Below are 15036 nucleotides of genomic sequence, written 5' to 3'. Positions count from 1 at the left end.
GCTTACACAAGTGGGCCCGAGACGCACGACGCACCCTGTGTGTGAACATGATGATGGTTGACACGCCGTTGACGCACTAAGCAGGATGACTGCGCACGCAGAGGCTGAGGCAGAACCCGAGTATGCGCCCCTGTATCGGCCTGACGCCCCCGCCGGTGTTTACGGTGAAGGGCGCCCCAGCAGATCCGGCTCGTGCTGGAACCCCCCACCCTCGTCAGCCATGAAACAGGATGAATAGATACAGCATATCTTTACCAGGCTTTGAGTCCGTTGCTCAGATACAGGCGTCGCGCTTGACGTCGCTGGACCTTGCCGCTCGTAGTCCGAGGAAGGGTTCCACGTCGGAGCAAGACGACATCCGAAAGACCGATCGCGTGGGCTTCGCTGACTTTGACCCGTATTGCGCGCACGACTGCTTCCTTGACTGCATCTCCGTCTTCCAGGGCGCGCCATGTCGTTTCCGCCACCGCCACCACCGTCGCCTCGTCGCCTCCTGTCACGGTGAAGACGGCTGCCATGTCTTCTCGCAGTGCGTCATGGCTGTCGGTCACGGTGAGTTCGACGTCCTGAGGATGAATATTGCGTCCGTCCACGAAGACCAGGTCGTCCGCCCGCCCGGTCACATACAGTTCACCGTCCTGCAGAAAACCGATGTCGCCCGAGCGCAGCCAGTCGGCGCCCTCACCGCCGGCGATACGCGACCGGAATGTACGTTCGGTACGCTCCGCATCTCGCCAGTAGCCGAGCCCGACATTGGGGCCCGATATCCAGATCTCGCCCGTCCGGCCGTCCGGGCGGACGGCACCAGTGTCACGGTCGACAATTCGTACGTCGATGTCACCGGGCGGTGGACCGTTGGACACCAGAACGCGCTCTGGTGCTCCCTCCGTCGCAGGGGTGACAAGCCCTTCGTTCTCCAGGCGGCCTGCGTCGATGCTAAGGCTTCTGTATCCGTCCCTTTCGCGTTTTCCGCTGACGTAGACATTGGCCTCGGCCAGCCCGTAGGACGGCATGAAGGCCGACGGGTGGAACCCGCTCACCTGGAAGGCATCGGCGAACCTGTTCAGGGTGCGCGCCCGAACCGGCTCGGCTCCGATGACGACGACTTGCAGCCGGCTCAGGTCAATAGTCTTTCGTTGCTCCGGGGACATGCGATCCACGCACAGTTCGAAGGCGAAATTGGGCGCTCCGGTGAGCTGGGCGCCATAAGTGGAAACGGCCTCCAGCCAGCGCATCGGGCGCATGAGAAACGTCAACGGGGCCATGACGACGCAGTGACCGCCGAGCAGGAGAGGGAGGAGGAGTCCGGCGATGCCCATGTCATGGAAGGGGGGGAGCCACGTGACGGCGACGAGTCGGCTGTCGGCCTCGGAAGTCCACTGGTCCCTGCCCAGGCTCGAAGTCAGGCTCGTGAGGTTCGCGGTCATGTTGCCGTGCGTCAGCATCACCCCCTTCGGCGAACTGGTCGAACCGGACGTGTACTGAAGCAGGGCGATGTCCTCCGGGCTGACTCGGCGAGCAGGCGAGTCGGCCGGGATTCCTGGGCGGGGGGCCGTGACGTCAATGCGCGGAATGGACAAATCCGGCCCGTTGTCATTTGCTCGGACCGCTCCGGCGTATGTGGACGTCGTCAGCAGGACGGAAGGCTCGGCATCATCGGTGATCGCCTTGAGCCGGGTGAGCTGACCGTCGACGCCGAACGGCGAGTCCGCGTACGGCACGGGGACGGCCGCTACTCCGGCGTGGAAGCAGGCCAGGAGGGCAGTGACGAATTCCAGGCCGGGCGGAAGGAACAGGAGCGCCCGATCGCCGGGTCCGGTCATGCGCTGTAGCTGGGACGACAGAGCGCGAACACGCTCCTCGAGAACGCCGTACGTCACGTCCTTTGCCGAATTCTGACCGGCGAGCATGGTGTACGCGACCTCGTCGGCGTGCAGAGCAGCATGCAGTCGGAGAACGTCTGCCCACGTGACGTCGTCAGAGAAGCGGGTCGACGCTTCATTCATTGTCTGAACCTCCTGAAGCACACAGTTGGGTCGCCCTCGGGTTTCGGAAACCTTACAAGGAGCTGCAATGGCGGTGTCTGGAAAGTCTGGTGCACATAGGGCGGGAACTCGCAAGGGTTCTGCGGAGTCGGGAGCAGGGCAACTTGGGTGTATTTCACGATTTGAGCTGGACGCACTGGCCGGCCGAACCGGCCTTCGGCTCCCTGAGGATCTGTCACTCGACTCGTGGTGCGAGCTCGGCGGTAGGATCCTGACTGTCTCGGACTCGTCCGCCTGGTGGATCGGGGACTGGCTCGTGTTCGGCCAGGAGCAGTATGCGAACCGCTACCGGCAGGCCATGAAGCAAACCTCGCTCGATTATCAGACGCTCCGTAATTATGCTTGGATAGCGCGAAAATTCAAGCCCTCGCGCCGCCGTGAAGAACTTACCTTCCAGCATCATGTGGAGGTGGCTGCTCTTCCATGGGAAGACCAGGATCACTGGCTTGATTTCGCTGTTCGTTTCAAATGGTCTCGCAACGAGCTGAGGAGGCAGATCAAGGCGAGTGAGTCCTCCGAGGTGGAGGAGGTCGATGTCCGCGAAGTCCAGGTGCACCTGCGGATGGACGAGGTCCGGGTGAGGAGGTGGCAGGACACGGCCGACCAGAGCAATCGGTCCCTGGAGGATTGGATGGCACATGTCCTTGATAATGCCGTCCAGGATGCATTGAAAGAGTAAGGCTGGAAATCGGTATTCGCGGATTCGGTCTCCGGTGTGGATGGACTAATATTGGAGCAGTGGCAATCTGTCAGTCGAAAGGGCGGATCTCTGGGTGTCGCGGTGCCTGCCGTCTCGCCGGCGAGACAAGAGTCGGCGATGGGTCGGAGAAATGCGCCGAAGGAAACTTGGTGACTCCTACGGAAGGTAGCGAGGCATGCGCAGTCGGCATCAGGGAGCCGAAAACATCGGAATGGGTAATTCCGATTCTTCTCTTCGCGTTAACGCAGAACGTGTGCTCCGCAGGATCGACGAGTTGGCGCGGATAGGCGCGACCCCGGAAGGCGGTGTCACCCGGCTCGGCTTCAGCGCTACCGACAGGGATGCGCAGCGTTACCTGGCTGACGAGGCACGCCGGTCAGGACTCGTCGTGAATGTCGATCCCGCAGGCAATGTACTGATGCGGCGGGCTCACGGGCCGTCCACCGGCCGCAGCGTGCTCTTCGGCTCGCACTTGGACACCGTACAGGACGGCGGTCGGCTGGACGGGGCGTACGGCGTGGTCGGCGCGCTGGAGGTGCTGGAGAGGCTCGACGAGGCCGGCGTCGAGACCGCTCTGACGCCCGTGGCGGTCGCGTTCAGCAACGAGGAGGGCGCGTTGTTCCAGCAGCCCTTCTGGGGGTCACTGTCGCTGACCGGCAGGATCGACGACTTGCCGCGGGACCCAAGGGACTTGAACGGCCTGTCGCTGCGTGAGCCTCTGCGGCTGGCAGGGGGAGATCTGGACGCCCTGGAGACCGCAGCCTGGCCGCAGGGATCGATCGCGGCCTACCTGGAGCTGCACATCGAGCAGGGGCCCGTGCTGGAGCGGACCGGCTTTCCCATCGGGGTGGTCGACTCGATCGTGGGTCGTACCGTCATCGACGTCGACATCACCGGCCAGGCCGGCCATGCCGGTACCACTCCGATGCCAGGACGCCGGGATGCCCTCGTCGCCGCCGGTCACATCGTTCAGGCAACAGAACGCCTCGCCGCGGAGCGGCAACTGTGCAGAGTCGCGACCGTCGGTCGGTTGTCCTTGCAGCCAGGTTCGACGAACGTCATCCCCGGCGCCGTGTCGTTGACCGCTGAGCTGAGGGACGGAAGTCGGTCGCGACTCGTCACGGCGGAGCGGGAATTCTTGGACGAGGTCGCCCTGATAGGGAAGCAGACGGGCTGCGAGGTCACCGCGAATCCCTCCCTGCGCATCGACCCCGAGTGCGCTGATCCGCGCATTCGTGACATCGTCGCGACGGCGGCCTCTCGGCTGGGGCTCACGCACACCACCACGCCCAGCGGAGCCGGGCACGACGCGCAAGTGATGGCGAGTGCGGCACCGTTCGGCATGATCTTCGTGCCCAGCCAGAACGGACTGAGCCACGTTCCGCAGGAGTACACGGCACCCGAGGACCTGGTCAACGGGGCCGACGTGCTGCTGAACTCCGTGCTCGCCCTCACCCGGGGCAGTGCCGCATAACCTGCTCCGGCCGGCCGGCCGGCCGGCCCGACCGTGCGGGCGGTCGGGCTGGCGGACGGCCAGGAGCCGGCGCGCTCGTGCGTCTGTGCGCGTTCCGGATGTCCGAGAACGGTCAGCCGGCGGAAGCGGCCGACTCCTCGGCCCGCAACCCGGGGAGACACAGCAACGTGGTGACCATGAGGATTGTCCCGCCCACCAGATACGGCGCGTGGAGGCCGTAGTGGGTCGCCAACGTCCCACCGAGTCCCGCGCCGACCGGCATGGCGAGGAGCCCCACCGTCCGGTAGCTGCTCGTGACCCGTCCCAGAAGTTCCGGCGGCACACTGGCCTGTCGCAGCGACACGGCGGCGACGTTCCACACGCCGCCGCCGAAGCCGACCAGCGCGAAGGCGCACACTGCGGCCGGCAGGTTGGAGGTGATGCCGGCGGACGTGTACGCGCATGCCTGGACGAGTGTTGATCCGGCGAGGACCGTCCTGAGGCTGGTCGTCCTGCGTAACTGCTCCGCCAAGGCGGAGCCCAGTACGCCGAACACGGCCAGGACGGCAAGGAGTAGCCCGTACCCGAAGCCGTTCATGCGCAGTACCTTCAGGGTGTAGAGGACCAGTACGGCCTCGGCTGCGGCGAGGGCTGCGTTGCTGACCATGACCAAGGTGCACATGGTGCGCAGGAGGCGGTGGCGGGCCAGCCAGCGCAGCCCGGTGGCGATGTCCCGCCGGATGGTCGTCCTCGGGGGCTCGGTGCGTACCGTGAATTTGCCGTGCAGCGCGAACACCAAGAGTGCGGCGGTGACGAACGTCAAGGCGTCCGCCGTGAACGGCGATGCCGGTGACCATGCGAAGAGGGCGGCGCCCAGAGGGGCGCCCACCAGGGTCGACATCACCGTCTGGGCGGAGAAGAGCCATGCGTTGGCACGCTCCAGCACGGCCTTTTCCGCCACCATGGGCACCAAGGCGGACGCGGCGTTGTCGAAGAACGTCTCCGCGACTCCAAGCGCGAAGGAGAGCGCCGCCAGAGCCGCGACATGGGGGTCGGCGAACTGGACCAGTACTGCAAATCCGGCGACGAACACGCCTCGTGCCGAGTCGACCGTCCACATCAGGCGCCGTCTGTCGACTCGGTCCGCGACGGCGCCGCCGACGAGTCCGAAGAGGGGCCATGGGAGGTAGCCCGCGGCGAAGACGAGGGAAACGGCCTGCGGGTCCTTGGTCAACGTCGCCGCAACGAGCGGGAAGGCGACATAGCGGATCCCGTCCCCGAGCGTGGAGATGGTGGACGCCCACCACACCAGCCAGAATGACTTTGTGAGCCGCGGCCGGTCGGCTGGCGAAGACGGCTTCTCCGATTCCCTCGCCGGGGAGTTGTCCCTGCTGCCTTCTGGTGCCTCGTTCATCTACGCGCATCTCCAGTTCGGACGTTCTCAGCGGGAAGTACCGCTGATTCCTGCGACTTTTGCAGGAGGCGGGAGACAGCGTGAACGTGAGGCTCACGCATCAGCGAGAAGTGGCCACCCGGCAAGGTGTGCCGCTCGAAGCGGCCCCGGCTTGCCCGCTGCCAGAGCTGGGCGGACCGCTCCCGCAGACCGGATTCCTCGTCGGCGGCCTGGATCAGGGTGACCGGGCCGTCGTACGAACCGAGCCGGTACTCCTGAGCTGCGCTCACATGGGCGCGCAGCAGGGTCAGTTGCTGCAGCAGCGCCTTTTTCTCCTGCTCCGTCAGCAGGACGCCGCTCGTCTCCGCCTGCCGGAACAGCGCATCGATCCCGGCGTCGACGGGCTTTTCGCGCAGCTCGTTGAGACCGGACACGACCGGGCGCCCCGCCAGTCGGTCCAGCTCCTCGGCGACGCCTGTGACGATCCCGAAGGTGTCGTACGCGGGAAGACATTCCGCCGGGTAGCTCTCCACAAGCGTGACCGCTGCCATGTCCTCACCGAGCGTCGACAGGCGAGCGGCGACCTCGAAGGCGACGAGCCCGCCCATCGACCAGCCGAGGACGTGGAACGGCCCGCGCGGCAGGACCCTGCGTATCTCGTCGAGACAGGTCGCGGCAAGCCGTTCGACGCTCGGCTCCTGCACGCCGTCGACCGCAGGGTGCTGCAGACCGTACACGGCGAAGCCTCCCGACAGTGTCCTCACGAGGTCACGGAATCCGGTGACATCGCCTCCCGCAGGAGGGATGCAGAACAGCGCGGGACCGCCCCCGCGGCGAAGAGCCACCAGCGAGTTCCTGGGCCGGCTGGCCGGCGAGTTCCCGTCGAGGCCCGTCCCGGCCGGCGTGTTCCGCACCACGCCGGCGAGATGCCGTGGCGTGGCGCCCTCGGAGGCGTCGTCGTGCGCGGCGTCGAACAATACCGATACGGGCAGCTCCAGGTGGAACAACGCGCCGACTCGCGCGATCAGTTGGACCGCCAGAAGGGAATGGCCACCGAGGTGGAAGAAGTCGTCATCGACACCGACGGGACCGACCCCCAGCAACTCCTCGTAAATCCCCACCACAGCGGCTTCCACCGCATCGCACGGCTCCGCCGCACCCTGCCGCGGCTCCTGCTGCCGGGCGGGCCCGACTTCTTCGCGCCCCGTCCGGTCGCCGCGGCGCAAGCGGGCACCGGGGTCGGCGAGCACCTGGCGGAGGACGGCGCCGTAGCGCTCGGCGACGGTCCGCAGGTCCACGCTCGCGAACCGCCCGGGGGTTCGAACGACGATGCCCGCCGTGGTGGGACCCAGTAGGCATTCCAGCTTTACGTCGTACCGCACGGACTCCGCCGTGTCCTCGACGACGCGCCAGGTCGTCGCTCCGGTCTCGTGGACCGGCCCGCGTTTGCACTCGAAGGCCGCGGTCCACCGCGGCGGGTCCGACCTCGCATAGGAATCGACGAGGCAGTCTTCGACCTCCTCCACGGCGGACAGCTCCTGGCCGACACCGGAAACGACCTGTTCGAAGGTGTCGGCTCCCTGGGCCCGGGCACGCACTCCGACCCACCTGACGAGATGACCCAGGCAGTCTTCGAGTTCATCGTAGGCGCGCCCTGGGAAGGCAGTGGCGACCGTGGTCGAGCCCGAGCCGGTGAGCTCCCACAGCAGTAAGTGCCACGCGGCCAGGAACACGGCCTCGGGACGGACGCCGCACCGATCGGCCAACGAGGCGGCTGCTGCCACCACCGCCCGGTCCAGGGGCAGGGCGGGCAAAGACCCGGCCACCGTGTCGTCGCCGTCGCCGGGATCGCCCGGCAGCCCCGGTCGAGCCGGCACCGGCTGTGTCGTGCGAGCCCGTCGTTCCCAGAGGGCATCCGCGTCGGCCACCGCCTCCAGCTCCTCGTCGGCCAGCTCACGTTGCCACTGCACGAACTGGCCGAGCTGCAAGACTTCCGGCTGGGGTTGGGCCTCGTAGGCGTGAACTAGATCTCTCAGAAGTACCTCGAAGGCACGGCTGTCGGCGGTGAGCAGGCTCGTGGTCACGACGATCGCGTGCCGCCCGGGGGCCAGCACACAGTGCGTACCCCACCATGCCGACCGGCCGGCACCCGGCCCCGTCCGCGACGCCCCGTCGCGTGCGCGGCGAGCGACCTCCTCCACGGCCGGACGCTGCCGGTCGGCGGAGAGATGCGACAGATCCTCCGTTTCCCAGAGCAACGACGGCTGTCGCTGCACCACCGCCGTCGGCGACGCCTGGGACGGCGGCTGGTCGTAGTGGGTGCGCAGCGCCCCGTGGCGCAGTGTCACCGATTCCGCGGCGGCTCGCAGCCGTGTCCCGTCCAGCGGGCCGTCGACCTCGAACACCGCCTGGGCGTACGCCTGGGCCCCATCCTGAATGAGCCGCCACACATGTGCCTGCTGGGCCGACAGCGGATGGCTCTCGATAAAATCCGTCACGAGACGTTCCCTTCTCGAAGGCTACCGGTCGGAGCGCTTCAGGCGGCGCAGCTTCGCCGCCCGGTCCGTGCCGCTCCACCCCGGCCGTGCGCCGACCGGGCTGCTCACGGGTTCCGCGGCTGCCGCGGAACCCGTCGCAAGGCCGGCCAGCGCTTCCATCACCGCGAGATAGTCGTCCCGCAGGGCGCGTACGGTGGACTCGTCGAACAGCTCGGCGTCGCACTCCAGGACTCCGCTCAGAGTGCCGTCCGATTCCTCGCGCATCTGCAGGGACACGTCCGAACGAGCTGTTCCCAGATCGAAGTCGTAGGGCGTCACCGTCAGTCCCGGCAGCGCCTCGTACACGGCCGGTGTGTTGTCGAGCGCCACCTTGACCTGGAACAAGGGGTTCTGGTTCCGGCTGCGTCGCGGATTGAGTGCCCGTACCAGCTGTTCGAAGGGGAAGTCCTGGTGGGCGTAGGCGTCGAGAGCGGTCGTACGCACCCGGCGCAGCACCTCCTCCCAGTCGGCGGCACCGCCCAGGTCCACACGCAGCACCAGCTGGTTGACGAAGAAGCCGATGAGCCGCTCGGTGGCCATGTCCGATCGCCCGGCCACATCGGTGCCCACGACCAGGTCGGTCTCTCCGGTGCGCCGGTGCAGCATGACGAACGCGGCCGCCAGCAGGCCCATGTAGAGCGTCGCGTCATGCCGAAGGCACCAGGCCCGGACGGCCATGGCCACATCCGCCGGGATGTCGAGCGGGACGCTGTACCCGCTGTGCACGGGGTTGACCGGGCGCGGGTGATCCATCGGAAGACCCGGAAGGACGAGGATGCCGTCGAGCTGCGCCGTCCAGTACTTCTGGAGGGAGTCGAAGTACCCCGCGTCCGCCAGCCGGCGCTGCCAGACGGCGTAGTCGGCGTACTGGACCTCCGGCTCGGGCAGGAGCGGGCGGGAGGCGGACCGGGTGTCCGTGTGTGCCGCGTAGAGCCGTGCCATCTCGGACAGGAGGATGCCGCTCGACCAGCCGTCGAAGGCGATGTGGTGCCCGGTCAGCAACAGCACGTGCTCGTCCTCCGACAGCCGCAGCAGACGGCACCGCAGCGCTGGCTGCTCGGACAGGACGAACGGCTGCCCGTACTCCTGCAGCGCGACCCGACGGGCCTCCGCCTCGGCCACGGACGCAGGCAGAGCGGACAGGTCGCACAGGGGGAGCTCCAGCTCCTGAGGGGGCAGGACCGACTGGTAGGGCCTGCCGTCGTGCATGACCAGCACGGTGCGCAGGACCTCGTGGCGTCGCACGACTTCGGTCAGGGCGCTGCGCAGCGAAGCCGGGCGGAGAGTGCCGCTGAGCCGCAGATAGACGGGGATGTTGTAGTGGGTGCTGTCCGGCTCCATCTGCTGCAGGAACCACAGGCGTTCCTGTGCGAAGGACGCAGGCGGCAAGGATGTCCGCTCGGCTCTGCCGAGCGGCTGCGGCTGCGGTGTGGTGCCATCCGCGCGCAGCCGGTCCAGCTCCGCCGCCATCGCCGACAGGCTCGGCTTCTCGAAGGGCAGCCGCGTGGACACATCCACGTCGAACAGTTTCCGTACGCGGAAGACCAGCTGGAAGGTCAGCAGCGAGTGTCCGCCCAGGGCGAAGAAGTCGTCCTCCGGCCCGGAGACCTGTCTGCCCAGCAACTCCTCCCACAGTCGGGCGAGAGTTCGCTGGGTGTCCGTGAGCAGACCGGCGGCCGGGGCGTGACCGTCCCCGCCTTCACGCTGCCTGCGGAACACGCGCCACAGTTGCCGCAGAGCCGCGGTGTCCGCCTTGCCGTTCGAGGTGAGAGGCATCCTGCGGACGGGCACCAGATGCGAGGGGACCATGGATGCAGGCAGCCGTTCCCGCAGGGCCTCCATGACCTCGGGCAGGAGAGCGGTGCAAGACGCCCGCCACAGCGGGTCGTTGGCATAACGCCTCGCGTGGGGCAGCTTTGACGGCAGGGCCGTGGTGTGGGCCGCTGGCACGGGCCGTGTCCTGACCGAGTCCTTCCGGCGCAGCACGACGTCGAAGGCCCCGCTCTCGCCACCACGGGCCCAACTGATCTCGACGGTGTAGGGCAAGCGCTCGGCCAGTTGCCAGAACGCCTCGGGCTCCCAGCCGGGGCCCGCCTCCCGGACCGCCCGGGCCACGAGATCCTCGACGGGCTTGTCCACCGCGGCCTCGTCGAGAAGCGTGCGCAACGCCAGGTCCTGCTGCAACCGGACGTTGGGCACGGCGGGCACCCCGACGACGGCCGGCCGGTCACGCCTCAGCAGCTCCTCCAGGCGGGCCGGGTCGTGGAGTCCGGAGTCCGGCGGGAGCCAGTCGGGTTCATCCGTGGACTCACCTGCGACGGTGAGGATCACGTCGTAGCGGTAGCAGCTCAGTTCGTTCCGGTACCCCCCACGCTTGGGCAGCACCCGTACCGAGCTGATCTGCGGGAGCCACTCCTGGAGTGCAGGGAACAGCCGCGGTGCCAGGCACAGCTCGTCCTCGTCTGCCAGCGCCGAACCGGCTCGGGCGCGCACCTCCCCGGCCCGCGCACCCGCCGTCGCCCGGTGTGCGGCGATGGAGGTGTGGAACAGCGGGAGCAGGTCGGCGTTGCGCACGTCGCCCAGGAAGACGTGTCCGCCCGCCGACACGGCACTCAGCGCCCGGTCGAGTACCCGCAGCAGATACTCGACCGAAGGAAAGTACTGCAGGACGGAGTTGACGACGACCGTGTCGAACACCCCGTCATCGGGTACCTCGTGAGCTGCGGCGGACACCAGCTCCACACGGTCCGGCGCCAGCCCCTCCGGTGGAGCGGCGAGCAGGCCGGCACGGAGATGGTCCACGACCGTGGAGGACAGATCGGCGCCGCGGTAGAAGTCGCAGTGGGGAGCCACCCGGGTGAGGATCAGGCCAGTGCCGCAACCGATCTCCAGCACCCGGCGGGGTGCGAGGGCGAGGATCCGGGAGACGGTGTCGTCGAGCCACGCCTGCATCTCCTGCTCTTCGATCGGCCGGCCGGTGTAGCTGCTCGTCCAGCCCGCCAGGTCGTCGGCGCCGCCGTCGTCCCCGTAGGTGGTGTTGTAGAGCATGCGCCACTGACCGACACGGTCGGCCTCCATCTCGTCGCCGGCCTTCGCCGTCCGCTCGGCGTCCTCGTCGACCTCCAGGAACGCAACGAGCTGCTCGTCCTCGGCGACGACGACGCTGCGCCGCACGGTCGGCACCATGTCGAGTGCCGCCTCGACCTCACCCGGTTCGATCCGATGGCCTCTGATCTTGACCTGCTGATCGGCGCGGCCCAGGTAGAACAGGAGCCCGTCTTCGCCCCGTCGGGCGAGGTCACCGGTGCGGTAGAGCCGCGCGCCGGGCCGGACGGAGAAGGGGTCGGGGACGAAGCGCTCGGCCGTCCGGTCACCCCGGCCGAGATAGCCGTACGAGACACCGGAACCGCCTATGTACAGCTCCCCCACGGCGCCGTCCGGGACCGGCCGCATCCGGTCGTCCAGTACATGGGCGCTGGTGTTGGGTATTGGCGTGCCGATGGACACCGGTCCCGTCCGCGTGCTCCTCGACGTCGCGTCGAAGGCGGTGCATCCCACAGCCGTCTCGGTCGGCCCGTACTCGTTGACGAGCCGGATCCCGCTGTCGCGCCAGCGGTCCAGCTGCTCCTCCGCCAAGGCCTCCCCGCCTATGACGAGGACGTCCGTCCAGGTGTGGCGCTCCCGGTCGATGCCGTGCCCTTCCAGGAGCCGCAGGTGTGAGGGGGTGAGCTTGACCAGCGAGCAGGTGCGTTCGCGGGCCGCGTACACGGGCGGCGTCCCGTCCTCGGCAGGCGCGTCGAAGAGCAGCTTCTGGCCGCGCAGCAGGGGTGCGAAAAGACTGGTCACGGTGAGATCGAAGCTCAGCGAGGAGTGTACGGGGACGCCGTCTCCGGAGCCGACCGCATAGGTGTCCGCGGCCCACTGGAGGTAGTTGACCACCTGGCGGTGGGCCATCATCACGCCCTTGGGGCCACCGGTGGACCCGGACGTGTACATGATGTACATCAGGTCGTCACCTGTCAGCGCTGGCAGGGCCGGCACGCCGGTGGGCGGGTCCGTCCACTCCTGCGCATCGAGTGACGTGACGCTCAACGCCGTCGTGTCGAGACCGGTCCGCAGAGCCGGGTCCGTGACGAGGTACCGAGCCCCGCTGTCCCGCAGCATGTACTCCAGGCGGGCCCGTGGGTAGTCCGGGTCGAGCGGCACATAGGCGGCTCCCGCTCTGAGGACCCCGAGCAGCGCGGTGACGCAGTCGGGGGAGCGGTCGAGCAGCACCGCGACCGGGGAACCACGCCGCACGCCCAGGGAGCGCAGGTGGTGCGCGAACGCTTCTGTGGCACGGTCGAGTTCACGGTAGGTGATGCACTCTCCGCCCGGTCCGCGGACGGCGACGGCCTCGGGAGTGCGCTCGGCCTGCTCCTGGAACAGACTGTGCACACACTCGGGCCCCGCGTAGGCCTTCCGTGGCCCGTGAGCCGCCTCGGTCATGGCGCGGCTCTGCTCGGGTGACAGGAGCAGCAGTTCGCCGAGCCGCCGCTGTGGGTCCTGGAGGGCCGCCCGCAGCAGACACTGGAAGGAGTCGGCGATGCCGGACACCGTGGAGCGGTCCAGGAGGTCGGCCGCGAAGATGAGCCGGCACTCAAGGCCGGCCGGGACCTCGGAGACGACGAGGTCCAGGTCGAAGCGGGCTCCCTCGTTGTCGAGTTCCAGCGGTGTGACCGTGGCGCCGGCAGCGCTGCCGAGCGGCTCCGGCTGGTTGTGGAAGGCGAGATTGACCTGGAAGATCGGGTTCCGCCCGAGCTCCCGGTCGGGATGCAGTCGCCTGGCCAGGATGTCGAGCGGAACGTCCTGGTGCTCGTAGGCGTCGAGGCAGGTCGTGCGCGTCTCGTCGAGGAACTCCAGGAAGGTGATCCCGCTCCGTGGCCTGCCGCGCAGGGCGACCGAGTTGACGAAGAAGCCGATGAGGTCGTGGAACTCCTTGTACCGACGATTGGCCACAGGCGTGCCTACGAGGATGTCGTCCTGACCGCAGTACCGGGCGAGCACCACCTGGAACGCCGCGAGCAGAACCATGAAAGGGGTGGCTCTGGTATGTGCCGACAGCTCCTCCACCGCCTGCCGCACGGCCGTGGGGAGGAGGAACTGACGGACCTCGCCGCGGCGGGTGCCGGCCGCCGTCCGGCGACGGTCCACAGGCAGGTTCAGAACTTCGGGGGCGTCGGCCAACTGGGTCGCCCAGTAATCGATCTGCTGCTCTGCCTCGTCGCTGTGCAGCCAGTCCTGTTGCCAGTGGGCGTAGTCGGCGTACTGCAGCGGCAGAGGTGGCAGTGGGCCGACCCGGTCGTCCAAGCAGGCGCCGTAGAGATGGTCGAACTCCCGGGAGAGCACGTTGAAGGACCAGCCGTCGACGACCGCGTGGTGGAACGTCAGCACGACGAGCGCCTGGTCCTCCGCGAGCCGCACCAGACGGAAGCGCACGAGGGGCCCGGCTGCCAGGTCGAAGGGGTCACCTTGTTCGGCCCGGACCAGACGATCGCTCTCCGCGGTGCGTTCGCCGGGCGAGAGCCCGGTCAGGTCGATCACGGGCAGTGGCCGGAACCGGAAAGGCGTCACCTGTTGCACCGCCTCCCCGTCCACGACCGGCAGACGGGTGCGTAGCACATCGTGACGGGCCAGGATGCCGTTCAACGCCTCCTCGATGGCACCGGTGTCGACCCGGCCCGTGAGGAGGAACTGGGCAGGGCTGTTGTAGGCCGGGCTCTCCGGGTCCAGCCCGTGCAGGAAGACCATGCGACGCTGCGTGAAGGAGGCAGGGGCCTCCGCCTCGCCGTCCCGGTCACGGTGCGGCGCGAGAACGGCGGTGGACATTCCGCGTTCCCACAGACGCCGCCACAACTTCGCTCGCTTGGCGGGGGGCAGCGCGGCAACCTGCCGGGCAAGTCGCTCCGCGTCCTGTCCGGCGCGCGGCTCGCGGCTCATTCCGTGGCTCCCGACGCCGCGGCTGCCGACGTCCCGTCAGGTACGGAGAAGCCGAGGACGCCGAGACAGAACCTCCGCCAGGAAGCCGTAACCTGCCCCAGGATCACACTCTCCTCGGTGAGGACGGGTGTGCGCACCACGGTCAGATCGTCCCGGACGTAGACGATGTCGTCCGCGCCGAGCCTCTCCTGGCTGCCGTCGGCGAGCGTGCTCCATTCCGGGAAGGCACGGAGCTCGCCCAGACGATATGCCTTGCAGTAGGGCCTCACGCGCGCTCTCCGTCCGCCTCGCCACCACGCTCCATCTGCTTGCGCAGACTCAGGGGGCGCATGTCCGTCCACACTTTCCTGATGTGTTCCAGGCACTCGTCCTTGGCGCCGGCCTTGTCTGTCGCCCGCCAGCCACGAGGCGTTTCCTTGTCCTGCGGCCAGATGGAGTACTGCTCCTCGTGGTTGACGACGACGACGTAGGTGAATGCGTCCTTCTCGTCGGTGAACACAGCTACTGGGCCTCTCATTCGTTCGGCGCGGCGGACGGATTCGACGGCTTGCCGGAAGGGGGCTGCGGCCCGTCGGAAAGGTCTTCGGCCCTGTCGCCCATGAGTTGCTCCAACTCATCCACGAGGGCGCTGATCTCATCGTGTTCCTCGGTGTCGGCCGGGTCGCCGATGCGCTCTTCCAAGTCGGCCGCGAGGTCGGCGATGGTGGTGGTTTCGAAGAGGCGGCGTACCGGGACACTCACACCGAATCGTCCCCTGATTTCGGCGATGACCGTGGTCGCGAGGAGCGAGTGCCCCCCGAGGAGGAAGAAGTCGTCAAGCACCCCGATCCGCGGCTGTTCGAGGACCTTCTCCCAGATCTCGGCGAGCTCTGCCTCGACTTCTGTGCGCGGGGGGATGTGGGGTGTGTGGGTGGTGGTGGGGTCGTGGG

The 15036-nt window shown here is 68.0% G+C and carries 9 protein-coding genes; 2 read left to right on the top strand and 7 right to left on the bottom strand.

The features are described 5' to 3' along the window. Positions 1-251: 251 nt before the first annotated feature. Entirely contained in the window at positions 252-2006 is a 1755-nt protein-coding gene (locus IE177_RS22210; RefSeq protein WP_190017135.1) for a fatty acyl-AMP ligase, read from the bottom strand. 67 nt (positions 2007-2073) lie between these two features. On the opposite strand from IE177_RS22210, the gene IE177_RS22205 reads away from it, so the two are divergent. Together IE177_RS22205 and IE177_RS22200 are read left to right on the top strand one after the other, a co-directional pair. After that, on the top strand, positions 2074-2724 hold the full coding sequence (locus IE177_RS22205) for an LmbU family transcriptional regulator (protein WP_190017134.1): 651 nt from the start codon (positions 2074-2076) through the stop codon (positions 2722-2724). Between the two features lie 196 nt (positions 2725-2920). After that, complete coding sequence (locus IE177_RS22200; protein WP_190017133.1) at positions 2921-4219, top strand: Zn-dependent hydrolase; 1299 nt, start codon at positions 2921-2923, stop codon at positions 4217-4219. Positions 4220-4331: 112 nt separating this feature from the next. Here IE177_RS22200 and IE177_RS22195 read toward each other — a convergent pair whose 3' ends face one another. From IE177_RS22195 to IE177_RS22170, 6 genes are all read right to left on the bottom strand, one after another. Beyond that, positions 4332-5612 (bottom strand): MFS transporter, encoded by a 1281-nt coding sequence (locus IE177_RS22195; protein WP_190017132.1) that lies wholly within the window; start codon positions 5610-5612, stop codon positions 4332-4334. Further along, a complete protein-coding gene (locus IE177_RS22190; RefSeq protein WP_190017131.1) occupies positions 5609-8089 on the bottom strand; it encodes a thioesterase domain-containing protein in 2481 nt (826 codons plus the stop codon). Before IE177_RS22190 ends, IE177_RS22195 begins: the two co-directional genes overlap by 4 nt. A gap of 21 nt (positions 8090-8110) precedes the next feature. Further along, on the bottom strand, positions 8111-13996 hold the full coding sequence (locus IE177_RS22185) for a non-ribosomal peptide synthetase (RefSeq protein WP_190017130.1): 5886 nt from the start codon (positions 13994-13996) through the stop codon (positions 8111-8113). Between the two features lie 107 nt (positions 13997-14103). Next, complete coding sequence (locus IE177_RS22180; protein WP_190017129.1) at positions 14104-14376, bottom strand: hypothetical protein; 273 nt, start codon at positions 14374-14376, stop codon at positions 14104-14106. Continuing rightward, positions 14373-14606, bottom strand: coding sequence for an MbtH family protein (locus tag IE177_RS22175; protein WP_190017128.1), 234 nt, complete (start codon positions 14604-14606; stop codon positions 14373-14375). Before IE177_RS22175 ends, IE177_RS22180 begins: the two co-directional genes overlap by 4 nt. A 14-nt stretch (positions 14607-14620) precedes the next feature. After that, the coding region (locus IE177_RS22170; protein ID WP_190017127.1) for a phosphopantetheine-binding protein at positions 14621-15036 on the bottom strand (416 nt) is incomplete at its 5' end.

The sequence above is a fragment of the Streptomyces lucensis JCM 4490 genome (genome assembly GCF_014650035.1).
GTDB classification, from domain to species: Bacteria; Actinomycetota; Actinomycetes; order Streptomycetales; family Streptomycetaceae; genus Streptomyces; species Streptomyces lucensis.
Note: the sequence above shows the minus strand (reverse complement) of the source record. Positions and strands in the feature narration are given on the sequence as shown.